A 20,732-nucleotide genomic window follows, 5' to 3' on the forward strand; every position below is an offset into this window, starting at 1 on the left:
TCAGTGGCGAGGGGCGGGTTTGCCGTGTTTGGCGCGCAGCGGTTCAAGCAGTTCCGACAAGCCGTTGTGATCGATTTCCTGCATCAGGGCCAGCAGTCCGCCCAGTTCGCCATGGGGGAAACCTTCCCGGGCAAACCAGTTCAGGTAGGGGCCGGGCAGGTCGGCAATGATGCGGCCCTTGTATTTGCCGAAGGGCATTTCGCGGGTAATCAGCAGTTCGAGTTTTTCAGGGTTCATCAATCGATCGTCTTGATTCAACAGCCTTGGAAAATACAGGCATTCTGCATGCAGGCCAATTGACAGATCATGCAAAAAAAGCGGATACAGATTTTCTCTGTAAAGCTAAGTTATTGAAAATTAACCAATAAATTATCAATTCAAGGCTGGCATGCGGGGTGCAATACCTATTGCATCTTTCATCAACCCGCAAGGAATTGAAAAATGACTGACATTAATAAAGAAGCGATCTCTGTACTCAACGACCTGATTGAAACCAGCAAAGACGGTCAGGAAGGGTTCAAGACTTGCGCTGAAGACATCAAGCATCCAGAACTGAAAACACTGTTCGTCTCTCGCTCCGCCGACTGCGCCACTGCGGCTTCCGAACTGCAGGCTGCGGTGCGTTCGATGGGTGGCGATCCGGAAACTTCCACCAGCGTCAGTGGTGATTTGCATCGCCGCTGGGTCGACGTGAAAGCGGTGTTCACCGGCAAGGATGAAGAAGCCGTGCTGAATGAAGCCGAACGCGGTGAAGACCATGCATTGAAGGCTTACCGAGAAGCCATCGAGAAAATCAACAAACACAACCTGGTGGGCATTCGTGACCTGGTTGAACGTCAGTATCACGGCGTGCAACGCAATCACGATCAGGTGAAAGCCCTGCGCAACCAGGCTCGCGCACGCTCGTAAGCGCGCAAAGCCTGTCAAAAACGCCAGCCAGCCTGGCGTTTTTTTGTGCCTGGGTTTTAGCGCTGGACGCCTGATAGATAGCCAGCTAATAATTTGATTTCCCGGTCACTTCGATGAACCCGACTATCGTTAAATCGTCCTTTCAAGAGTGCTTTACGTGCCTATCACTTTGCAGGCTTTATTCGCGCCTGACCGCCGCGCCTTGCAGTTCTCGATCAAGACGTTGCTCGGTGGCGGCCTGGCATTGTGGCTGGCATTGCGCTGGGGCCTGGAGCAACCGGCCTGGGCGTTGATGACAGCGTTCATCGTCGCTCAGCCGTTGTCCGGGATGGTCGTGCAAAAGGGTTTGGCACGGTTGCTGGGGACGCTGATCGGGACGTTCATGTCGGTGGTGTTCATGGGCCTGTTCGCCCAGACGCCGTGGCTGTTTTTGCTGGCATTGGCGTTGTGGCTCGGGTTGTGTACGGCGAGTTCGACGCTGCTGCGCAGTGCCTGGTCCTATTCATTTGTGCTGGCCGGTTACACGGTGGCGATCATCGCATTACCCGCCATCAGCCACCCGCTGACGGTGTTCGACCAAGCCGTGGCGCGCTGCACGGAAATCTGTCTGGGCATTCTCTGCGCCACCGCCGCCAGCGCGCTGCTATGGCCGATGCGCGTCGAACGGCAACTGGCGGATCAGGCGCGAACGGCGTGGCAGAGTGGGATGAACGCCGCACGCGCAACCCTGGCCGGCGACGGTCAGGCGCGCAAGGGACTGCTGGAGATCCTCGGCCGCATCGTCGCGGTGGATGCCCAGCGCGAACATGCCTGGTTCGAAGGCGGGCTGGGCCGGCAGCGTGCGCGGGCCATCAGCGGATTGAGCCAGAAACTGTTGATGTTGCTGCGCATCGCACGCTCGGTGCGCCGGCAGTGGAAGCAACTTGAACCGCAAGAAGCCGAGCAGTTGATGCCGTGGATGACCGAGGTTCAGCAAGCGCTCGCCAGCCCGGACACCGCAATGTTGCAAACCTTGCGCCCGCGCTTGCTCGACGCCAGCCATGACCCGCAGATCAGCTCTGCGCAGAGTTACTGTCTGGTCCGTTTCACCCTGCTGATGGATACCGCGATGGCGGCGAGCGCGGCATTGACGGCGGTGGAGGAGGGCAAGGAAACCGTCGACCCGCCGCGTACCCTGACACCGCATCGCGACCTGTCGTTGGCGCTGGTGTTCGGCGCGCGCAGTGCGTTGGCGTTTCTGGTGGTGTCGTGTTTCTGGCTGGCCACTGCATGGCCCGCCGCTTCGGGCGCATTGGTGCTGACGTGTGTGGTGTGCAGCCTGTTCGCCAGTCGCGAAAACGGCGCGCAAATCGGCATGAGTTTCATGCGCGGGATTTTCCTGGCGATCCCGGCGGCATTCTTCGTCGGGCAGATTCTGCTGCCGCAATGGAGTGGTTTTGCGCTGCTCTGCATGGGCATGGGCGTGCCGTTGTTTTTCGGTGCGCTGGGCATGGCCAGGCCGCAGATCGGCGCCACGGCCACGTCGTTCTGTCTGCATTTCATCGTGCTGGTGTCACCGCTCAACGCGATGAAGTTTGATGTCGCGACGTTCTTCAACAGCGCTCAAGCCATGGTGGTGGGCGTTGGTGCGGCAGTGCTGGCCTTCCACTTGCTGATCCTGCGCAACCCGACGTGGCACGGTCGGCGTTTGCTGGCGGCGACCCTCGACGACCTGGTGCGCCTGACCCGGCGCAACCTGCGCGGTGCCGAAAGCTGGTTCGGCGGACGCATGGCCGATCGCTTGCTGCAACTGGCGCGGCACTACCCGGAGCTGCCGGAGCCGGCGCGCAGTCGCTGGGACGACGGCTTGCTCGGTCTCGACATCGGCGACGAGCTGCTGCATTTGCGCTTGAGCCTGGCGGCGGCGCAGGCACCGGTCAGTGCAGCGCAGCGGCGTTATCTCGAACAACTGGAAAACGTCCTCGAACAAGGCCCGGCCGGCCACTGCGCGGATGCGCTGGAACAACCCAGCGAAGATTTCTTGAAAACCTTGTACGCATTGCCACCCAGCGACCCGGTGAAACTGGCCCAGGGCGCGGTGCTGCAATTGCAGAACAGCTGGCGCGCCTGGTGCCGTCAACAGGAGCAAAGCCATGGGCTTGCGTGAATGGTCGGTGGGCGGCGTGCTGCTCAGTCCGTTTCTGATTTATGTGGTGCTGGCGCTGCTGGTCACCGGGGGCTTGCGCCTGCTGTTGCGCCTGACCCCGGCCGGTCGCTGGATCTGGCACGAAGCGTTATTCGATTGCGCCTTGTACGTCTGTGTATTGACCCTGATCACCGTCGTTCTTGGACCTTTATAAGGAGTTGAACATGCGTACACCCGTGCGTGTCGCGGTAACCCTGTGCCTGGTGGCGCTGGCGATTTTTGCCGGTTTCCATTTGTGGCAGTACTACATGCTCACGCCGTGGACCCGGGACGCGCGGATTCGCGCCGACGTGGTGGTCATCGCCCCGGATGTGTCGGGCTGGGTGCGTGAACTCGAGGCCTTCGACAACCAGCCGGTGAAGGCTGGCGATCTGTTATTGAGCATTGACCGCGACCGTTTCGAAGCGGCGCTGGAGAAGGCGCAAGCGGTGGTGCAAACCCGTCAGCAACAACTCAACCTGCGCGAGCGCGAAGCCAGTCGTCGCGCCAGCCTCGGCCCGCAAGCGATCAGTGCCGAGCTGCGCGAGAACGCGCAAATCAACGCCGGCATCGCTCGTGGCGAACTGCGTGAAGCCCAGGCCGAAGCCAAGGTCGCCGAACTCAATCTCGCCCGCAGTCAGGTCCACGCGCCCCGCAGCGGCCACATCACCAACCTGCGTCTGGCCCAGGGCAATTACGTGAATGCGGGACAACCGGTGATGGCGTTGATCGATGATTCAACGTTTTATGTGCAGGCGTATTTCGAAGAAACCAAACTGCCGCGGATTCGCGTCGGCGATCCGGTGAAGGTCTGGTTGATGAGCGCGGGAGAGGCGCTGGAAGGGCAGGTGGAAAGCATCAGTCGCGGGATTACCGATCGCAACACCACGCCGGATGGGCAGTTGTTGGCGGAGGTGGAACCGACATTCAACTGGGTAAGGTTGGCGCAGAGGATTCCGGTGCGAATCAAACTGGACAAGGTGCCCGAGGGGATCAACTTGAGTTCGGGGATGACGGCGAGTGTGCAGGTGCAGGAGGGGCCATAGGATCAAAAGATCGCAGCCACTGTAGGAGCCGGCTTGCTGGCGATGGGATCAACGCGGTTTCCCTGAGATACCGAGGCGTACGCATCGCCAGCAAGCCGGCTCCTACAGTCAAGCGCCGGACTCAGCCGATGCTGATCGCCGGCAGATTAGTCAACGTCACGGTCTGCTGTTTACGCGGCGCCAGAATCTCCGCCTCGCCATCCACCACCAACTCATCGCGCTGGTTGAACACGCGGGTGGCAATGCGCACACGAAACTTCGGCAACTTCTCCAGAATCTCCAGGCGCACTGTCAGCGTGTCGCCAATCTTCACCGGCTTCTGAAAGCTCATCTGTTGACCGATATAAATAGTCCCCGGCCCAGGCAACTCGCAGGCAACCGCAGCACTGATCAATGCGCCACTGAACATGCCGTGCGCGATGCGCTCCTTGAACATGGTGCCGGCGGCAAATTCGGCGTCCAGATGCACCGGGTTGTGGTCACCCGACATGGCGGCGAACAACTGAATGTCACGCTCTTCGACCGTCTTGCTGTAGCTGGCGGTCTGGCCGACTTCGAGGGCTTCGTACGGGGTGTTGGTAACCTGGGTCATCTGTTTCAATTCCTGTGACAAATAAAAAAACCACAAAAAAACTATTCGGATCGGGGCGGGCGGCGGTGGCTCAGGGCTTGTGCGATCCAGCCCAGCACATCGGCCGTCACCTCATCGCGGTTGCTCTCGTTGAACAGTTCGTGCCGTGCCTGCGGATAAATCGTCAGTTGCAGGCTCTGGCTGCCAGCGACGCGTAGCGCATCGGCCAGATCTTTCAGACGCTTGCCTTCGCTCACCGGATCACATTCACCGCCAATCACCAGCAACGGCAGGCCCGGATCGATCTGAGCGAGATTGGACGCTTTGCTGATTTGCTGCAAGCCGCCGAGCAAATCGATCCACAGTTGGTTGGTGCAGCGAAAGCCGCAGAGCGGGTCGTTGGCGTACAGATCGACCTCCACCGGGTCGCGGCTGAGCCAGTCGAACCGGGTGCGGGCCGGTTTGAAGGCCTTGTTGAACGAGCCGAACGACAGCCATTCGATCAGCGCGCTGCGGCCCTTCGGCCCCTGGCGCAGTCGTTCCAGGCGGGCAATCTGCCGCGCCGCGCGATAAAGCGCCACGGGCTGGAAGTTCGAACCGCTGAGCACCGCGCCGTGCAGGCTGGCGCTGTGATGCAGCAGATAAGCCTGGGCGATGTAGCTGCCCATGCTATGGCCGAGCAGCACGATCGGCACGCCGGGATGCTGCTGGCCAATGTGCTGATTGAGGCTGGCGAGGTCACCGACCACCTTGCACCAGCCATCGTCGTCGGCGAAATGACCGAGCGTCCCGTTTTCGGCAGTTTTGCCATGTCCACGCAGGTCCGGCGCGTACACACCGTAGTCCTGTGCGCAGCACTTTTCTGCCAGGCGCGCATAGCGACCGCTGTGTTCGGCCATGCCGTGGGCCAGCAGGATCACCGCTTTCAACGGCGCTGCGGGCAGCCACTGGTTGACGAAGAGGCGGCTGCGGTCACTCGCGGTCAGCCAGAAGGTGTCGTGGATCATGGCGATTCCTTTGCATGGGCTCGGCCCATTGTATAGCGCATCCTGCGCTTGCCGTCTGATCAGGCCGCACCACGGCACCGAGATTCACACGGTCAATGACGGTTGTTGGCATATTTGCCTGATTCGCTATAGCTGCTAGTGTCCGTGAAGCTCCGCTTTTTCAAAGGTGACACAAAAGCGGCCCCGGATAGGTTCAGGTAAAGAGGACAAGAACAATGCAACCTGATTTCTGGAATGACAAACGCCCGGCCGGCGTACCCCTGGACATCGATCAAGGGGCTTACAAGTCGGTGATCGAGGTGTTCGAGCGTTCCTGCAAAAAATTTGCTGACCGCCCGGCCTTCAGCAACATGGGCGTCACCCTGACCTACGCCGAACTGGAACGCTACAGCGCCGCGTTCGCCGGTTACCTGCAAGCCCACACCGACCTGGAGCCCGGCGATCGCATCGCGGTGCAGATGCCCAACGTCCTGCATTACCCGATTGCCGTGTTCGGTGCGTTGCGCGCCGGGCTGATCGTGGTCAACACCAACCCGCTGTACACCGCGCGGGAAATGCGTCATCAGTTCAAGGATTCCGGTGCCCGGGCACTGGTTTACCTGAACGTATTCGGGCAGAAGGTCCAGGAAGTGCTGGCCGACACCGACATCCAGTACCTGATCGAAGCGAAGATGGGCGACCTGATGCCTGCCGCCAAGGGCTGGCTGGTCAACACCTTGGTCAGCAAGGTCAAGAAAATGGTCCCGGACTACGCCTTGCCGCAGGCCATTTCCTTCAGGAGCGCGCTGCGTCTGGGCCGGGGGCTGGGCATCAAGCCGTTGAACGCCGGCCTCAACGATATCGCCGTGCTGCAATACACCGGCGGCACCACCGGGCTGGCCAAGGGAGCGATGCTGACCCACGGCAATCTGGTGGCGAACATGCAGCAGGCGCGCGCCTGCCTCAGCCAGTTCGGTGACGACGGCCAGCCGTTGTTGCGCGAAGGGCAGGAAGTGATGATCGCGCCGCTGCCGCTGTACCATATCTATGCATTCACGGCGAATTGCATGTGCATGATGGTGACGGGCAACCACAACGTGTTGATCACCAATCCACGAGACATCAAGGGCTTCATCAAAGAGCTGAAAAACTGGCGGTTCTCGGCGTTGCTGGGGCTCAACACGCTGTTCGTCGCGTTGATGGACCACCCGGATTTCAAGACCCTGGATTTCTCCAGCCTCAAGCTCACCAACTCCGGAGGCACCGCGCTGGTCAAGGCCACCGCCGAGCGCTGGGAGCAACTGACTGATTGCCGCATCACCGAAGGTTACGGCCTGACCGAAACCTCGCCGGTGGCGTGCACCAACCCGTACGGCGACAAATCGCGGATCGGCACGGTCGGCCTGCCGGTGCCGGGCACCACGCTGAAAGTCATCAACGATGAAGGCGTCGAGCAACCGTTGGGCGAGCGCGGTGAACTGTGCATCAAGGGCCCGCAGATCATGAAGGGCTACTGGCAGAAACCCGAAGCCACCGCCGAAGTGCTGGATGCCGAAGGCTGGTTCAAGTCCGGCGACATCGCAGTGATCGACCCGGACGGTTTTGTGCGCATCGTCGATCGCAAGAAAGACATGATCATCGTCTCGGGTTTCAACGTGTACCCGAACGAAATCGAAGACGTGGTGATGGCTCACCCGAAAGTCGCCAACTGCGCCGTCATCGGTGTGCCGGACGAACGTTCGGGCGAGGCGGTGAAGTTGTTTGTGGTGGCGCGTGAATCGGGGGTCAGCCTTGAAGAGTTGAAGGCTTACTGCAAGGAAAACTTCACCGCGTACAAAGTGCCCAAGCACATCGTGTTGCGTGAGTCGTTGCCGATGACGCCGGTGGGCAAGATTCTGCGGCGGGAGTTGCGGGATATCGCCTAACCGATAAATGGCCGCGCTTCGCGCGGTTCGCGGGCAAGCCTCGCTCCTACAAGGTCAGTGTTGTTCATAAGGTAATGAACGACACAAAACCTGTAGGAGCGAGGCTTGCCCGCGAAGCTTTTAAGAATCGAAAGCCCCGTTTTTCGGGGCTTTCAGCGACATATAGGTTTTTTGCTCTAAAATGACCGTTTGTCATTCTTGAGTCACGAATGTGACTGTAGAGGCCGCTTTTGGCTCTAGTCGGCCCTTGGCAAAGCTGCTACTCTCGGCGCGCTTTGTGACCTCTCGGCCTCTGTAAAAAGCCCAGACTCACCAATAATCAAACACCAATAATAATCGCATCAAATGCGGTATTTGAATTCGCGTTGCTGAGGAGTGGGCTTCCATGATCGAAGACTTCTGGAAGGATAAGTACCCTGCCGGGATTGCTGCCGACATCAATCCGGACGAGTATCCGAATATTCAGGCAGTGTTGAAACAGTCCTGCCAACGCTTCGCCGACAAGCCGGCATTCAGTAACCTGGGCAAGACAATCACCTACGGTGAACTGTACGAATTGTCCGGTGCCTTTGCCGCTTACCTGCAACAGCATACCGACTTGCAGCCGGGCGATCGAATCGCCGTGCAACTGCCCAACGTCTTGCAGTACCCGGTCGCTGTGTTCGGTGCCATCCGCGCCGGGCTGATCGTGGTCAACACCAACCCGCTGTACACCGCGCGGGAAATGGAACACCAGTTCAACGACTCCGGTGCCAAAGCCCTGGTCTGCCTGGCCAACATGGCGCATCTGGCCGAGGCCGTCGTGCCGAAAACCGGCGTCAAGCACGTCATCGTCACCGAAGTCGCCGACCTGCTGCCGCCGCTCAAGCGCCTGCTGATCAACAGCGTTATCAAGTACGTGAAGAAGATGGTCCCGGCGTATCACTTGCCCAAAGCCATCAAGTTCAACGACGTGCTGAGCAAGGGCCATGGCCAGCCAGTGGCTGAAGCCAACCCGGCCAGCAGCGACGTGGCGGTGCTGCAATACACCGGCGGCACCACCGGCGTGGCCAAGGGCGCAATGCTGACCCATCGCAACCTCGTTGCCAACATGTTGCAGTGCAAGGCGCTGATGGGTTCCAACCTGAATGAAGGTTGCGAGATCCTGATCACGCCGCTGCCGCTGTACCACATCTATGCCTTCACCTTTCATTGCATGGCGATGATGCTGATCGGCAACCACAACATCCTGATCAGCAACCCGCGCGACCTGACGGCGATGGTCAAGGAACTGTCGAAGTGGAAGTTCAGCGGCTTCGTCGGCCTGAACACGCTGTTCGTGGCCCTGTGCAACAACGAAGGCTTCCGCAAGCTGGATTTCTCGGCGCTGAAAGTCACCCTGTCGGGCGGCATGGCCCTGCAACTGGCCGCGGCCGAACGCTGGAAAGCGGTCACCGGTTGCGCCATCTGCGAAGGTTACGGCATGACCGAAACCAGCCCGGTGGCCACCGTGAACCCGATCCAGAATATCCAGATCGGCACCATCGGCATTCCGGTGCCGTCGACCCTGTGCAAAGTCATCGACGATGCCGGCGTTGAACAACCGTTGGGCGAAATCGGCGAACTGTGTGTGAAAGGTCCGCAGGTGATGAAGGGTTACTGGCAGCGTCAGGAAGCCACCGACGAAATGCTCGACAGCGAAGGCTGGTTGAAGACCGGTGACATCGCGCTGATCCAGCCAGACGGCTACATGCGCATTGTCGATCGCAAGAAAGACATGATCCTGGTGTCCGGTTTCAACGTGTATCCGAATGAGCTCGAAGACGTGCTCGCGACCCTGCCGGGCGTGCTGCAATGCGCGGCCATCGGCGTGCCGGACGAGAAGTCGGGTGAGGCGATCAAGATTTTCATCGTCGCCAAACCGGGCGTGACCCTCACCAAGGAGCAAGTGATGGAGCACATGCGTGCGAACGTCACCGGCTACAAGGTTCCGCGTTCGGTCGAGTTCCGCGATGCGCTGCCGACCACCAACGTGGGCAAGATCCTGCGCCGTGAGTTGCGGGATGAAGAGCTGAAGAAGATCAACGCGAAGAAAGTAGGCGCGTAACAAACAAAAGCCCCGCAGATGCGGGGCTTTTTGTTGATGGACCTGTAGGAGCCGGCTTGCTGGCAATTGCGGTGTATCTGACACATCGTTGGTGACTGATACACCGCAATCGCCAGCAAGCCGGCTCCTACATGCGGAACGGCGCGAAATTGACGTTGGTGCCCGCCGGGCGCATGTCCTGCAGGTACGAATCCTTGTCCGCACTCAACTCCAGGCTCAGCGCAGCCTTGCGCTTGCCCTGGTTACGCACCACCAGCCCTTCGAGCTTCTCGCGCAGGAACACCGTCGGCACTTTCAGGTGCAGCAGTTCGTCGGTGTCCGGCGTGTGCATCAGCAGGTGAATCCATTCGTACTGACCAATGGCCAGGCGCGCCACCGGGAGATCGAACCACCAGATGTTGCGGTTACGGTTCAATTCGGCGAAATGGCAGTTGTTGACGCCAAGCACAGCACCGCCGAGTTCCTGGTTTCTGCGGGCAATGGCCTGCTTTTTATCGAGTTTCATAACATTCCTACGGGATTGGATCTTCAGGGCCGTGGCCTGAATACGTTGCGCATTCTCGGGGGTTGGTCGGCAAACATAAAGCCCAACCTGCACGGAACGATGAAATGTCGCGCTGAAAATAAATGAAACTCCGCGCAAACGCCTCCGGTCAATCCTTGTGTAACGACTTATCTCATTGATTTGTTCACAGGAGAAACACCATGAGCAGCACTGGCGATAAAGTAAAAGGCCTGGCTAACGAAGCCGTCGGCAACGTCAAGCAAGGCATCGGCAAGGCGACTGACAACAGCAGACTGCAAGCCGAAGGCAAACTGCAGGAAAAGAAAGGCGAAGCTCAGCAAGCAGTGGGCAAAGCCAAGGACGCGATCAAGAAAGGCGTCGACAAGGCTTGATTTGGTTGTTGGTAAAAATCAGAAACGGCCATCCACGGATGGCCGTTTTTGTGTCAGCCTGAACTTGCGCACGGAAATTGTTTCAAAGTCGCCAAGTAGGCTACTTTGATGTAGAAAACGGCCCCTGAGTCGCCACGACTTCAACCCCATTGCGGCGAAAGGAGACGCTAATGATTTTCCCGGACATGAAAGGTCTGCCCCTCCATCGCGTGATGGTGCGCACGGTCACCGAGTTCGTCGCCGACGAGATGTCGACCTATGCCTCGGCGTTGGCCTATCAAATGCTGTTTTCGTTGTTCCCCTTCATTCTTTTTCTGATCGCCCTGATCGGTTTCCTGCACTTGCCGGACTTCTTTTCCTGGCTGCGCCTGCAATCGGAACTGGTCCTGCCGCCCCAGGCACTGGAGCAAGTGAACCCGGTGATCGACCAGCTCCAGCAATCCAAGGGGGGCTTGCTCTCGGTCGGTATCGTCATCGCGCTGTATACGGCCTCGGCCGGCGTGCGACTGATGATGAGCGCGATGAACGCCGCGTACGACGTGGTCGAAGGCCGTCCGTTCTGGAAGCGTTTTCCACTGTCGGTTTTCTACACGATCGGCATTGCCGGGATGTTGCTGATTGCCGCCGCGCTGATGGTGCTCGGGCCGCAAGTGATGGGCTGGATCGCCGCGCAGGTTGGTCTTGAAGACTTTATTGTCACGGTCTGGACCATCGCTCGCTGGCCGGTCATCGTGATCCTGATGATGATTGCCGTGGCGCTGATCTATTACGTCATGCCCGACGTCAAACAGGAGTTTCGTTTCATCACTCCCGGCTCGGTGCTGGCGGTGGTGGTGTGGATCGTTGCGTCGTTGGGCTTTGCGTTTTACGTCAAGACCTTCGCCAACTACAACGCCATGTATGGCAGTATCGGCGCGATCATCGTGCTGTTGCTGTACTTCTACATTTCCGCCGCGGTGCTGTTGCTCGGCGCGGAAATGAATGCGGTGATCGAACACATGTCGACCGAAGGCAAGGACCCTGGCGAAAAGGTCCCCGGCGAGCATGGTCCTGTCCACGAAGAGAAACATCACGTTTCCGGACTGGGCCGGGATCACTCGGTGAAACCACCCACTGACGAAGTCATCAAATGATCCGAGAAATCCTGAAAATGGGCGACGAGCGCCTGCTGCGCATTGCGCCGCCGGTCCCCGCCGAGATGTTCGACAGCCCCGAGCTGTGGCAACTGATCGACGACATGTTCCAGACCATGGAAAGCGTCGGCGGGGTGGGCCTGGCCGCGCCGCAGATCGGCGTCGACCTGCAACTGGTGATCTTCGGTTTCGAGCACAGCGAGCGTTATCCGGACGCTGAAGCGGTGCCGCAGACGATCCTGATCAATCCGCTGATCACGCCGTTGAGCCCGGTGATGGAAGAGGGGTTTGAAGGCTGCCTGTCGGTGCCCGGATTACGCGGCGCGGTGAGTCGGTACCAGCAAATTCGCTATGAAGGTTTCGACCCGAAAGGCGAGCCGATCGTGCGCATCGCGTCGGGGTTTCACGCCCGTGTGGTGCAGCACGAATGTGATCACCTGATCGGTCGGTTGTACCCGTCGCGGATTACCGACTTCAGCAAATTCGGGTTCACCGAAGTGATGTTCCCGGATCTCGATCCCAACGCTGACGACTGATCTACGCGTAACCCTGTAGGAGCCGGCTTGCTGGCGATTGCGGTATGCCCGGCACCATCATTGTTGATTGATACACCGCCATCGCCAGCAAGCCGGCTCCTACAAGGTTGCGTCTATTTCTCGGGTTTGACGAACCGCAACGTCATCCGGTCCGACTCGCCAATCGCCACATACTTCGCCCGATCCTTGTCCCCCAGCGTCAGCGCAGGCGGCAGCGTCCACACGCCTTCGGGATAATCCTTGGTGTCCTTCGGATTGGCGTTGATCTCGCTCTGCCCCTCAAGCTTGAATCCGGCATCGGTCGCCAGTTTCACCACGTAATCGGTGGCCAGGTAACCGCTGTGCTTGATGTCATCCAGCGATACCCCGTCCTTGGCCCGGTGATCGACCACGCCGAGCACGCCGCCCGGTTTCAACACCTTGAAGAATGCTTCGAACGTCTTCGATGCGGTATCGGCCAGCACCCAGTTGTGCACGTTGCGAAAGGTCAGCACCGTATCCGCCGAGCCGGGTTTGCCGAACACAGGGGCTTTCGGGTCGAACTCCAGAACATCCGCCTTCGCATATTGCGCAGGGGCAGCGGCGAATTTTGCCTTGAGCTTCTCCTCGTTCTTGCGTGCGTAGTCACTGACCGTCGGCGCCTGGACCGCAGCAACGTACTGTCCGTGATCCTTGAGCAACGGCGCGAGCCATTCGCTGTACCAACCGTTGCCGGGGGTGATTTCAATAACGGTCTGTTTTGGTCCCAGACCGAAGAACTGCAACGTCTGTTGTGGATGACGATAGCCATCGCGCGCGACGTTCTCCGGCGCGCGCCAGGTGCCTTTAGACACCTCGGCATACTGCTCGGCGGAAACTGTTGTCGGTTCGGCGGCATGGCTGGACACGGGGACAAACAGGGCAAGCGTCAAAGCGAGAAGGGCGGGTTTCATGGAGCATCCCAGAGAGGTCGAAGTCGACCCCGAGGCTAGCACGCAGCAATCCTGGCCCGATCACACATTATCAATGGTCGACCTCACCAACGGTTCTAAGCCCATGGCGATCATCGGTTTGCTGCGCGCATAGCGGCTCAAGCGTTCGACCATGGCGTAAGGCATGGGCGGATCGAAGGTAAACCCGCGACGCTCATAAAAGTCCCGCAAGTCCGGGTGGCAGAACAGCCAGACCGGTTGGTCGAGACCGTTCACCGCTTCGGCAATCAGCGTTGCTGCGATCCCTTGTTCACGACAGGCCGGATCGACAAACAAACCGGTCAACCAATGCCCGCCCGAGACCGGACGCAAGCACAGCGCCGCAATGATTTCGTCGCGTCTGGCCACCCACAATTGAGCGTCGCGGACCGCTTTCATCGACGATTGGTGGGCGCGATAAAACTTGTTCATCAGGGGCCATAACGGCTCGGCGAGCAAGGTGTATTGGGTGTCGGGCATGGGTTGGGTCTGTGTGTGCGCAAAGCGGGTGATTATAAAAGAACGCGCGGCGGGGGATAGGTGTATACCTGATCTCACATCCCGTATGAGTGGAGTACGTATCATGGCCAAAGGCATGGATTCAAAAAAAGCAGCGAAGAAGAAACCGGCGAAAACCGCCGATGAAAAACGTGCGGACAAGAAGGCCAAGAAGGTGGATGTGTTCGGCCATTAAGCGGTAAGCATGAAACGCACGTCCCCCCTGTAGGAGCCGGCTTGCTGGCGATTCAGACCACTCGGTGTGTCAGGCAGACCGCGTTGCCTGAATCGCCAGCAAGCCGGCTCCTACAGACAGCGAAAAAATAATCTGCAAGATTTCCCGATGCCATTGCACAGAAGGGGACTGGTCCCCGATCTGAGCAACGCCATGCCCCATTACTTCGATAACGCCCACCGAGAAGAAATCGAAACCCTGCGCCAACGCCTGACCGCTCGCACCGAGTGGCCGACCTGGTTGCTGCTGATCGGCGTGTACGGCGGCTGGTTCAGCATCATGCTGGCCAGCAATCGATTGGGCGTCTGGTGGAGCACGTTGCTGCTGATTCCGCTGGTGGTGCTGTGGTTGTCGGTGCAGCACGAATTGCTCCACGGTCATCCCACCCGCTGGACCACGCTGAACAAAATCCTCGGCTACGCACCGTTCGCCGTCTGGTACCCCTACACGTTGTATCGCGACAGTCATTTGCAGCATCACCGCGACGAAGACCTGACCTTGCCGGGCATCGATCCGGAAAGCCGTTACCTGAGTGCCGAGCGGTGGCAGGGCAGTTCCGTGTTTGAACAGAGCCTGCATTGGTTGAACAAAACTGTACTCGGACGCTTCATCATCGGTGCGCCGCTGGCCTTGCTGGCGCTGGCGCGCGAAGAACTGCAGCGCCTGAGATCGGGTGATCGACAGGCCTGGTTGATGTGGCTGACCCACGGCGCACTCACTGTGTTGATGTTGCTGTTCATCGCCCATTACAGCGTGGTGCCGGTGTGGCATTACCTGTTGCTGATCAGCGTGCCGGCGCTGTCGATTGCAATGATCCGTTCCTACTATGAGCACCGTCCCCATGCGCAACCCGAGCAACGCACCGTGCTCAACGAAGCCGGCTGGCCGTGGCGCTGGCTGTTCCTGAACCTGAATTTTCATCTGGTGCATCACGACTTGCCGAGCCTGCCCTGGTATGACTTGCCCCGCGCCTACCACGCGCGCCGCGAGCAATGGGTGGCGCGCAGCGGCGGGTTTCTGGTGCAGGGTTATGCTCAGTTATGGCGTGAGAATGGGATAAAGGCGATCGACAGCCCGAAACACCCCTTCCACTGATGGCCAATACGATCTCCTGTAGGAGCCAGCTTGCTGGCGATGGCGGTGTGTCATGTTGCATTGATGGGACTGATATACCGCCATCGCCGGCAAGCCGGCTCCTACAGTAGATGTTTGTTGTTTGAGAGATTTTGATGACTCAACACATCACCGAATTACTGATGTACGTCGCCCCCGAACCCATCCGCCAGGCCAACGAGCGTTGGCTGACGCGAATCCTCGAGCGCTTGGGCGCCACCCGCCGCAACGCCGAAGGGCTGTCGCTGATGGACCTGTGGCTGTCCCCGCAGTTGCTGCTGACCCAAACCTGCGGCTATCCGCTGATGACCGCATTGCGCGGCCAGGTTCGGGTCATCGGCCGGCCTCGTTACGAACTGCCGGACAGCAGCGGCGGCAACCATTGCAGTCTGCTGCTGAGCCGTGCCGATGATTCACGCCGGACCTTGCCCGCGTTTTTCGGCAGCCGTGGCGTGATCAACGGCGAAGACTCCAACAGCGGCATGAACCTGCTGCGTCAACGACTCGCGCCGTTGCACCGCGACGGACAGTTCTTCGCCAGCGTCGGCATCAGCGGCAGCCACCGCGAGAGCTTGCGCTGGCTGCGTGAAGATCAAGCCGACCTCGCCGCCATCGACAGCGTGACCTTCGCCTACCTGGCGCGGCACGCCGAAGAGGAAGTGGCGGGATTGCGCGTGGTGGTGCGTAGCGCGTTCAGCCCGACCTTGCCGTATATCACCGTTGCGACGGCGACCGATGAACAGGTGGAGGCGCTTCGGCAGGTGATGAACGAGACGTTGCGGGAATTGCCCGATGTCGCCGAAGTCCTCGGGTTGCACGAGGTGTTGCCGGCCAGCGAGAGCGACTATCAGGTTGTTCTCGATTATCAGCAGGAGGCCGAGGCGTTGGGGTTTGGGCGGTTGCGTTGACTGGAGATCGCCTTCGCGGGCAAGCCACGCTCCTACAGGTTCTGTGTCGATCATCAATCCAGAGATCGACACAGAACCTGTAGGAGCGAGGCTTGCCCGCGAAGGCGATCCATCAAACACCACGTTAATTCCTTAAATGAATATAAAAATGCATTTTAAGTATTATTAAAGAATAAGGCTCCTTGCTAGGATTCGCGTCACCGGACCACCGGACATTCAGCGACCCTAACCCTTGGAGCCTCTATGTCCGGCACCGACGTATCCCATCGAAACGACGTGGGCGGATTGTTCCGCGCCCATTACCCCTGGCTGTGCGCTCGGTTGCGCCAGTTGCTCGGGGCCAGTTCCAGCGTCGAAGACATCGCCGCCGAGGCCTTCGTGCAACTGCTCGAATCGCCGGGTCTGACCCCGATCCGCGAGCCCCGCGCCTTGCTCACCACCATCGCCCGCCGGTTGATTTATCAGCTCTGGCGCCGTCGCGATCTGGAGCGTCAGCACCTCGATCAACTGCAACACCTCGATCAGCCTCAAGCGTCCTCGCCCGAGGAATTGCTGCAACTGACCCAGGCGTTGCACCGCCTCGACCGAACGCTTGAGCGTTTGCCGGGCAAAGTCCGGGCGACGTTCCTGTTGTCGCGCATCGATGGCCTGACCTACCCGCAAATCGCTGCCGAACTGGGCATTTCCCAGCGCTCGGTCAGCGTCTACATGACCCGCTCCCAAGCGTTGTGCGCCCAGCACAGCGCCAATGAACCCTTGCACCAGAGGTCCGCATGAAATCGATCAAAACCCTGCTCGGCAGTTCGCTGCTGGCCCTGAGCCTTGTGGCGACCCACGTTCCCGCCGCGGAACAAACCAAGCCGATCCACTTCGGTGACATCACCTGGGAAAGCGGCAGCCTGATCACCGAGATCCTGCGGCTGATCGTCGAAAAAGGTTACGGCTACCCGACCGACACTTTGCCGGGCAGCACCGTCAGCCTCGAAGCGGCATTGGCCAAGAACGACATTCAAGTGATCGGCGAAGAGTGGGCCGGGCGCAGTCCGGCGTGGGTCAAGGCTGCGTCGGAAGGCAAAGTGTTCGGGCTGGGCGACACCGTCAAGGGCGCCACCGAAGGCTGGTGGGTGCCGGAATACGTGATCAAGGGCGACCCGGAGCGCGGGATCAAACCGCTGGCGCCGGAGCTGAAATCCGTCGCCGATCTGGCGCGCTACAAAGACGTGTTCCGCGACCCCGAAGACCCGAGTCGCGGACGCTTCCTCAATAGCCCGACCGGCTGGACTTCGGAGATCGTCAACAGTCAGAAACTCAAGGCTTACGACCTGACCACCAGCTTCGTCAACTTCCGCACCGGCTCCGGCGCGGCGCTGGATGCCGAAGTGGCCTCGTCGATCCGTCGCGGCAAACCGGTGCTGTTCTACTACTGGTCACCGACGCCGCTATTGGGTCGCTTTAAACTGGTGAAACTCGAAGAGCCGCCGTTCGACGCCGAGGCCTGGAAGACCCTGGCCGATGCCAACAATCCAAACCCCAAAGGCACGCGCTCGATGCCGGCGAGCCTGGCGATCGGCGTGTCTGCGCCGTTCAAGACGCAGTATCCGGACTTGGTGTCGTTCTTCGAGAAAGTCGATTTCCCGATCGATCTGCTGAACCAGACGCTGGCGCAGATGAGCGAAAAACGCCAGCAACCGCGTCAGGTGGCGGAAGCGTTTTTGCGCGATCAGCCGCAGATCTGGAAGGGTTGGGTACCGGGGGAAGTGGCGACCAAAGTGAGTGCAAGTTTGTAAGTTTTTCGGCGCCTGTTACATCGCCTTCGCGGGCAAGCCTCGCTCCTACAGGTAAAGCGCTAGACCTGTAGGAGCGAGGCTTGCCCGCGAATCAATCTGAAACCTTACACCAACTCCACGGCCAACGCCGCTTGCACCGCCGGGCGCAAATCAATCCGCGCCTGAAACCGCACCAACGCCGGCCATTCATTCAAATGCGCCACCGCAACACTGTAAACAAGTAAGCATCCGCAACGCTGAACCCACCCGTCAGCCCATACACCTGTCGCTCCAGCGCCCGGCAACACCGCAAAGCGCTCGAACAGTTTCTCCTTGATCTGCGCTTTCGCAGCGCAAGCGTTGTTGAACAGCCCGGCTGAACAATAAATCAGGCGTCAGCTGAACCGTTTTTGTCCCCAATACTGGCCGACTAGTGGCCTTGCAAGCCTATTGCGGCTGGCTATGCTCAGTCCTGACGAACCATGTCGGTCGCCATGTGAAGGCCGGCCTGCAGCTCCAGAGTGCGCACCCCAAGGCACCTTTTCGAGCAACCAGGAGTTTTACGGTAGAGGGAGTTACTTATGAAAACGTTAGGGCTGGCCCGGTCCCGGGCTATCAAGAGACGGATGTCTTGATAAGAGCGTTGCCACATGGACTCTCCGATTCAACATCATTGATCACCTGACAATTCCTCCCTTGGAGGAATGCGTGTGCCTGTTCCATGGAACGTTGTGGTGGATACGTTGAAAGACCGAAGAACTTTCATCAATCAAACGACCGCGCTTAGGGTGATACGACCATGTTTAACCTACATCACAAGGCTGACTTGCAGGAAATCGAGCGCTACAGCTGTGCGCTGACCGAGGCCAACGCCAAGTTAGCGGCCGTCAGTCGTTCGATGGCGATGATTGAGTTCACCCCTGACGGCATCGTGCTTGATGCCAACGACAACTTTTGCAAAGCCATGGGTTACAGCGCCGAAGAAGTGCGCGGCAAACATCACCGGATCTTTTGCGAGGAAACGTTTTATCGCAGCGAGGCCTACGCCAAATTGTGGCGTGACCTGGCCCGTGGCGAGCCGATCAGCGGGACTTTCTCGCGCTTGAACAAGGGCGGCAAGGAGATCTGGCTCGACGCCAGTTACATGCCGGTTTTCGGTGCCGACCGGCAAGTCAGCAGTGTGATCAAAGTCGCCACCGACATTACGGACAGGGTGAACAAGGAACACGAAAACGAAAGCATGCTCGCGGCAATTGGTCGTTCGATGGCGGTGATCGAATTCACCCCCGCTGGCAATGTGATCACCGCCAATGAAAACTTTCTGAAGACCACGCACTACGCGCTCAACGAAATCGTCGGCCAGCATCACAGTCTGTTTTGCCACCGCGCCGAAGCCGAATCGCAGTCTTACAAAGGGTTCTGGGCTTCACTGAATCGCGGCGAATATCACTCGCGCCGTTTCGAACGCAGAGACAAGCACGGTCATACAATTTTTCTCGAAGCGTCCTACAACCCGTTGTTCGACGCCAAGGGCCGTCTGTACAAAGTGGTGAAGTTCGCCAGCGACATCACGCAGCAAGTGACCACGCTGCAAACGGCTGCGGAGTCGGCCCACAGCACTTCGGTGCAGAACGACGCCTGCGCGCAAAAGGGGTCTCAGGTGGTGCAGCAGACGGTGCAGATCATCCAGGACATTTCCAGGGACTTGAACGAAGCGGCGCTGAGCATCGATGCGGTGAGCAAACAGTCCGACATCATCGGCACCATCGTTCAGACCATTCGCGGCATTGCCGACCAGACCAACCTGCTGGCGCTCAACGCGGCCATCGAGGCGGCGCGGGCCGGGGAGCACGGCCGAGGGTTTGCCGTGGTGGCGGATGAGGTTCGCAGCCTCGCCGCACGCACGAGCCAGGCGACGCTGGAGATTGTCGACGTGGTGCGCAAAAACCACGATTTGTCATTGAGCGCGGTGTCGAGCATGCAGTCGAGTTTGAGCCGCACCGGTCTTGGGGTGGAACTGGCGAACGAGGCGGGGGAGGTGATCCTGGAAATCCAGCAAGGCTCGCGGCACGTGGTGGACGCGATCAGCCAGTTCAATTCAACGCTGCAATTGAATTGAAACGCTGACCTGTAGGAGCCCGGCTTGCCGGCGATGGCGATCTTGCGGACGCCATCGCCAGCAAGCCGGCTCCTACAGTTCTTGGGTGAACCCACAATCCAGAATCCGTCACGATCCCTGTAGGAGCTGGCTTGCCGGCGATGGCGTCCGCGAGATCGCCATCGCCAGCAAGCTGGCTCCTACAGATTTTGGGTGAGCCCACAATCCAGAATCCGTCACGATCCCTGTAGGAGCTGGCTTGCCGGCGATGGCGTCCGCAAGATCGCCATCGCCAGCAAGCTGGCTCCTACAGAAGCATCCGCGTGGTTACAGCGACGCGAGGAACTTGTCGACCACCTGGGCGCTGCCTTTCTCACTGCTGCTGCTGCCGTTTTCTTTCTCGGCCTGCGCCAGTTTCATCTTGTCTTGCAGACGCTCGGCAATCTCTTTACCGACCGCCAGTTGTTTCTCCGGCGGCATGGCTTTCAGGTCTTCTTCGGTAATCCCCATCTCTTTCAGAATACTGTCGCGCAACCGCTGTTCCGGGGTTTTGCTCATGTAGTCCTTGAAGTCGGCCATGGCGGTGCTTTCACCGGCCTTTGGCACTGTCGAGGCATCGGTGGCTTGCAGCGCGACACGGGTCTTGGCGAACGCTTCATCGACGTTGTCGCTGATTTTATTGGCGGCGTTGACCTGTTCCGTGGCGAGTGTGGAGGCAGACCCCACGACCTTCCCATCGTTCTTCACGTTTTGCAGCTGGATATTGTTTTGCACGCTCTGCATCAAAACGGCTTGCAGGCCACCTTGAAGACCCGCGGTGGCGTCCGCGGTCGGTTCGTCGCCCGGCTTTTTGGGAAGCGGCGTCATTAGGTTTTGCTTTGCACTGACCAACATGATGAGTAGACCTTGTA

At 59.3% G+C, this 20,732-nt stretch carries 20 protein-coding genes and 3 pseudogenes; 15 read left to right on the forward strand and 8 right to left on the reverse strand.

Going from position 1 to position 20,732, the window contains the following annotated elements; translation table 11 throughout:
* Window positions 1–237 (reverse strand): DUF3820 family protein, encoded by a 237-nt coding sequence (locus ACYZUC_RS26990; RefSeq protein WP_003213031.1) that lies wholly within the window; start codon window positions 235–237, stop codon window positions 1–3.
* A 204-nt stretch (window positions 238–441) separates the two neighbouring features.
* Between ACYZUC_RS26990 and ACYZUC_RS26995 the strand changes: the two genes are divergently transcribed.
* The 4 genes from ACYZUC_RS26995 to ACYZUC_RS27010 all read left to right on the forward strand — a co-directional run bounded on the left by ACYZUC_RS26995 (window position 442) and on the right by ACYZUC_RS27010 (window position 4,119).
* Window positions 442–909, forward strand: coding sequence for a PA2169 family four-helix-bundle protein (locus ACYZUC_RS26995; protein ID WP_461991533.1), 468 nt, complete (start codon window positions 442–444; stop codon window positions 907–909).
* Window positions 910–1,066: 157 nt separating this feature from the next.
* A complete protein-coding gene (locus tag ACYZUC_RS27000; protein ID WP_461991535.1) occupies window positions 1,067–3,055 on the forward strand; it encodes an FUSC family protein in 1,989 nt (662 codons plus the stop codon).
* Complete coding sequence (locus ACYZUC_RS27005) at window positions 3,042–3,248, forward strand: DUF1656 domain-containing protein (RefSeq protein ID WP_207285447.1); 207 nt, start codon at window positions 3,042–3,044, stop codon at window positions 3,246–3,248. The genes ACYZUC_RS27000 and ACYZUC_RS27005 overlap by 14 nt, the downstream gene beginning before the upstream one ends.
* Window positions 3,249–3,258: 10 nt before the next feature.
* Entirely contained in the window at window positions 3,259–4,119 is an 861-nt protein-coding gene (locus ACYZUC_RS27010; RefSeq protein WP_461991536.1) for an efflux RND transporter periplasmic adaptor subunit, read from the forward strand.
* 121 nt (window positions 4,120–4,240) lie between these two features.
* Here the strand turns inward: ACYZUC_RS27010 and ACYZUC_RS27015 are convergent, their stop codons facing one another.
* A complete protein-coding gene (locus ACYZUC_RS27015) occupies window positions 4,241–4,711 on the reverse strand; it encodes a MaoC family dehydratase (protein ID WP_461991538.1) in 471 nt (156 codons plus the stop codon).
* 41 nt (window positions 4,712–4,752) lie between these two features.
* The gene (locus ACYZUC_RS27020) at window positions 4,753–5,697 is read right to left on the reverse strand and encodes a lysophospholipase (RefSeq protein ID WP_461991540.1); all 945 of its coding nucleotides are present in this window, start codon (window positions 5,695–5,697) and stop codon (window positions 4,753–4,755) included.
* A gap of 215 nt (window positions 5,698–5,912) precedes the next feature.
* Here ACYZUC_RS27020 and fadD2 point away from each other — a divergent pair, with 215 nt between their 5' ends.
* Complete coding sequence (gene fadD2, locus ACYZUC_RS27025) at window positions 5,913–7,601, forward strand: long-chain-fatty-acid--CoA ligase FadD2 (protein WP_461991542.1); 1,689 nt, start codon at window positions 5,913–5,915, stop codon at window positions 7,599–7,601.
* Between the two features lie 385 nt (window positions 7,602–7,986).
* Window positions 7,987–9,687, forward strand: a complete 1,701-nt coding sequence (gene fadD1 / locus ACYZUC_RS27030) for a long-chain-fatty-acid--CoA ligase FadD1 (RefSeq protein ID WP_461991544.1) — start codon at window positions 7,987–7,989, stop codon at window positions 9,685–9,687.
* A gap of 127 nt (window positions 9,688–9,814) precedes the next feature.
* Here fadD1 and ACYZUC_RS27035 read toward each other — a convergent pair whose 3' ends face one another.
* The gene (locus tag ACYZUC_RS27035; protein ID WP_461991545.1) at window positions 9,815–10,192 is read right to left on the reverse strand and encodes a hypothetical protein; all 378 of its coding nucleotides are present in this window, start codon (window positions 10,190–10,192) and stop codon (window positions 9,815–9,817) included.
* Between the two features lie 200 nt (window positions 10,193–10,392).
* Between ACYZUC_RS27035 and ACYZUC_RS27040 the strand changes: the two genes are divergently transcribed.
* The 3 genes from ACYZUC_RS27040 to def all read left to right on the forward strand — a co-directional run bounded on the left by ACYZUC_RS27040 (window position 10,393) and on the right by def (window position 12,253).
* The gene (locus ACYZUC_RS27040) at window positions 10,393–10,584 is read left to right on the forward strand and encodes a CsbD family protein (RefSeq protein WP_461991547.1); all 192 of its coding nucleotides are present in this window, start codon (window positions 10,393–10,395) and stop codon (window positions 10,582–10,584) included.
* 170 nt (window positions 10,585–10,754) lie between these two features.
* Complete coding sequence (locus ACYZUC_RS27045) at window positions 10,755–11,717, forward strand: YihY/virulence factor BrkB family protein (protein ID WP_461991549.1); 963 nt, start codon at window positions 10,755–10,757, stop codon at window positions 11,715–11,717.
* Window positions 11,714–12,253, forward strand: coding sequence for a peptide deformylase (def, locus tag ACYZUC_RS27050; RefSeq protein WP_008032999.1), 540 nt, complete (start codon window positions 11,714–11,716; stop codon window positions 12,251–12,253). The genes ACYZUC_RS27045 and def overlap by 4 nt, the downstream gene beginning before the upstream one ends.
* Before the next feature lie 113 nt (window positions 12,254–12,366).
* Here the strand turns inward: def and ACYZUC_RS27055 are convergent, their stop codons facing one another.
* A complete protein-coding gene (locus tag ACYZUC_RS27055) occupies window positions 12,367–13,185 on the reverse strand; it encodes a class I SAM-dependent methyltransferase (RefSeq protein ID WP_461991551.1) in 819 nt (272 codons plus the stop codon).
* 60 nt (window positions 13,186–13,245) lie between these two features.
* A complete protein-coding gene (locus tag ACYZUC_RS27060) occupies window positions 13,246–13,683 on the reverse strand; it encodes a GNAT family N-acetyltransferase (RefSeq protein WP_461991552.1) in 438 nt (145 codons plus the stop codon).
* Window positions 13,684–14,089: 406 nt separating this feature from the next.
* Here ACYZUC_RS27060 and ACYZUC_RS27065 point away from each other — a divergent pair, with 406 nt between their 5' ends.
* The 4 genes from ACYZUC_RS27065 (at window position 14,090) to ACYZUC_RS27080 (ending at window position 17,744) form a co-directional block, all read left to right on the forward strand.
* Window positions 14,090–15,031, forward strand: a complete 942-nt coding sequence (locus tag ACYZUC_RS27065) for a fatty acid desaturase (RefSeq protein WP_461991554.1) — start codon at window positions 14,090–14,092, stop codon at window positions 15,029–15,031.
* A gap of 134 nt (window positions 15,032–15,165) precedes the next feature.
* The gene (locus tag ACYZUC_RS27070) at window positions 15,166–15,957 is read left to right on the forward strand and encodes a phosphate/phosphite/phosphonate ABC transporter substrate-binding protein (RefSeq protein ID WP_461991556.1); all 792 of its coding nucleotides are present in this window, start codon (window positions 15,166–15,168) and stop codon (window positions 15,955–15,957) included.
* Window positions 15,958–16,200: 243 nt separating this feature from the next.
* Complete coding sequence (locus ACYZUC_RS27075) at window positions 16,201–16,734, forward strand: sigma-70 family RNA polymerase sigma factor (protein ID WP_461991558.1); 534 nt, start codon at window positions 16,201–16,203, stop codon at window positions 16,732–16,734.
* Window positions 16,731–17,744, forward strand: coding sequence for an ABC transporter substrate-binding protein (locus tag ACYZUC_RS27080; RefSeq protein ID WP_008033013.1), 1,014 nt, complete (start codon window positions 16,731–16,733; stop codon window positions 17,742–17,744). Before ACYZUC_RS27075 ends, ACYZUC_RS27080 begins: the two co-directional genes overlap by 4 nt.
* A 104-nt stretch (window positions 17,745–17,848) precedes the next feature.
* Here ACYZUC_RS27080 and ACYZUC_RS27085 read toward each other — a convergent pair.
* Window positions 17,849–18,070, reverse strand: a pseudogene (locus ACYZUC_RS27085) (glutathione S-transferase family protein); the annotation flags it as partial.
* Between the two features lie 557 nt (window positions 18,071–18,627).
* Here ACYZUC_RS27085 and ACYZUC_RS27090 point away from each other — a divergent pair.
* Both ACYZUC_RS27090 and ACYZUC_RS27095 read left to right on the forward strand, forming a co-directional pair.
* Window positions 18,628–19,299, forward strand: a pseudogene (locus tag ACYZUC_RS27090) (PAS domain-containing protein); the annotation flags it as partial.
* Window positions 19,300–19,410: 111 nt separating this feature from the next.
* Window positions 19,411–19,842, forward strand: a pseudogene (locus ACYZUC_RS27095) (methyl-accepting chemotaxis protein); the annotation flags it as partial.
* A 306-nt stretch (window positions 19,843–20,148) separates the two neighbouring features.
* On the opposite strand, the gene ACYZUC_RS27100 reads toward ACYZUC_RS27095, so the two are convergent.
* On the reverse strand, window positions 20,149–20,715 hold the full coding sequence (locus ACYZUC_RS27100; RefSeq protein ID WP_461991560.1) for a hypothetical protein: 567 nt from the start codon (window positions 20,713–20,715) through the stop codon (window positions 20,149–20,151).
* Window positions 20,716–20,732: the final 17 nt, after the last annotated feature.

It is taken from the genome of Pseudomonas sp. GT1P32 (assembly GCF_054897805.1).

Coding starts and splice junctions, on each gene's coding strand:
- ACYZUC_RS27070 (WP_461991556.1), top strand. CDS start 15,166: ATGACTCAACACATCACCGAATTACTGATGTACGTCGCCCCCGAACCC.
- ACYZUC_RS27045 (WP_461991549.1), top strand. CDS start 10,755: ATGATTTTCCCGGACATGAAAGGTCTGCCCCTCCATCGCGTGATGGTG.
- ACYZUC_RS26990 (WP_003213031.1), bottom strand. CDS start 237: ATGAACCCTGAAAAACTCGAACTGCTGATTACCCGCGAAATGCCCTTC.
- fadD1 (WP_461991544.1), top strand. CDS start 7,987: ATGATCGAAGACTTCTGGAAGGATAAGTACCCTGCCGGGATTGCTGCC.
- ACYZUC_RS27060 (WP_461991552.1), bottom strand. CDS start 13,683: ATGCCCGACACCCAATACACCTTGCTCGCCGAGCCGTTATGGCCCCTG.
- ACYZUC_RS27010 (WP_461991536.1), top strand. CDS start 3,259: ATGCGTACACCCGTGCGTGTCGCGGTAACCCTGTGCCTGGTGGCGCTG.
- ACYZUC_RS27015 (WP_461991538.1), bottom strand. CDS start 4,711: ATGACCCAGGTTACCAACACCCCGTACGAAGCCCTCGAAGTCGGCCAG.
- def (WP_008032999.1), top strand. CDS start 11,714: ATGATCCGAGAAATCCTGAAAATGGGCGACGAGCGCCTGCTGCGCATT.
- ACYZUC_RS27065 (WP_461991554.1), top strand. CDS start 14,090: ATGCCCCATTACTTCGATAACGCCCACCGAGAAGAAATCGAAACCCTG.
- ACYZUC_RS27005 (WP_207285447.1), top strand. CDS start 3,042: ATGGGCTTGCGTGAATGGTCGGTGGGCGGCGTGCTGCTCAGTCCGTTT.
- ACYZUC_RS27040 (WP_461991547.1), top strand. CDS start 10,393: ATGAGCAGCACTGGCGATAAAGTAAAAGGCCTGGCTAACGAAGCCGTC.
- ACYZUC_RS27075 (WP_461991558.1), top strand. CDS start 16,201: ATGTCCGGCACCGACGTATCCCATCGAAACGACGTGGGCGGATTGTTC.
- ACYZUC_RS27035 (WP_461991545.1), bottom strand. CDS start 10,192: ATGAAACTCGATAAAAAGCAGGCCATTGCCCGCAGAAACCAGGAACTC.
- ACYZUC_RS27020 (WP_461991540.1), bottom strand. CDS start 5,697: ATGATCCACGACACCTTCTGGCTGACCGCGAGTGACCGCAGCCGCCTC.
- ACYZUC_RS26995 (WP_461991533.1), top strand. CDS start 442: ATGACTGACATTAATAAAGAAGCGATCTCTGTACTCAACGACCTGATT.
- ACYZUC_RS27100 (WP_461991560.1), bottom strand. CDS start 20,715: ATGTTGGTCAGTGCAAAGCAAAACCTAATGACGCCGCTTCCCAAAAAG.
- ACYZUC_RS27080 (WP_008033013.1), top strand. CDS start 16,731: ATGAAATCGATCAAAACCCTGCTCGGCAGTTCGCTGCTGGCCCTGAGC.
- ACYZUC_RS27055 (WP_461991551.1), bottom strand. CDS start 13,185: ATGAAACCCGCCCTTCTCGCTTTGACGCTTGCCCTGTTTGTCCCCGTG.
- fadD2 (WP_461991542.1), top strand. CDS start 5,913: ATGCAACCTGATTTCTGGAATGACAAACGCCCGGCCGGCGTACCCCTG.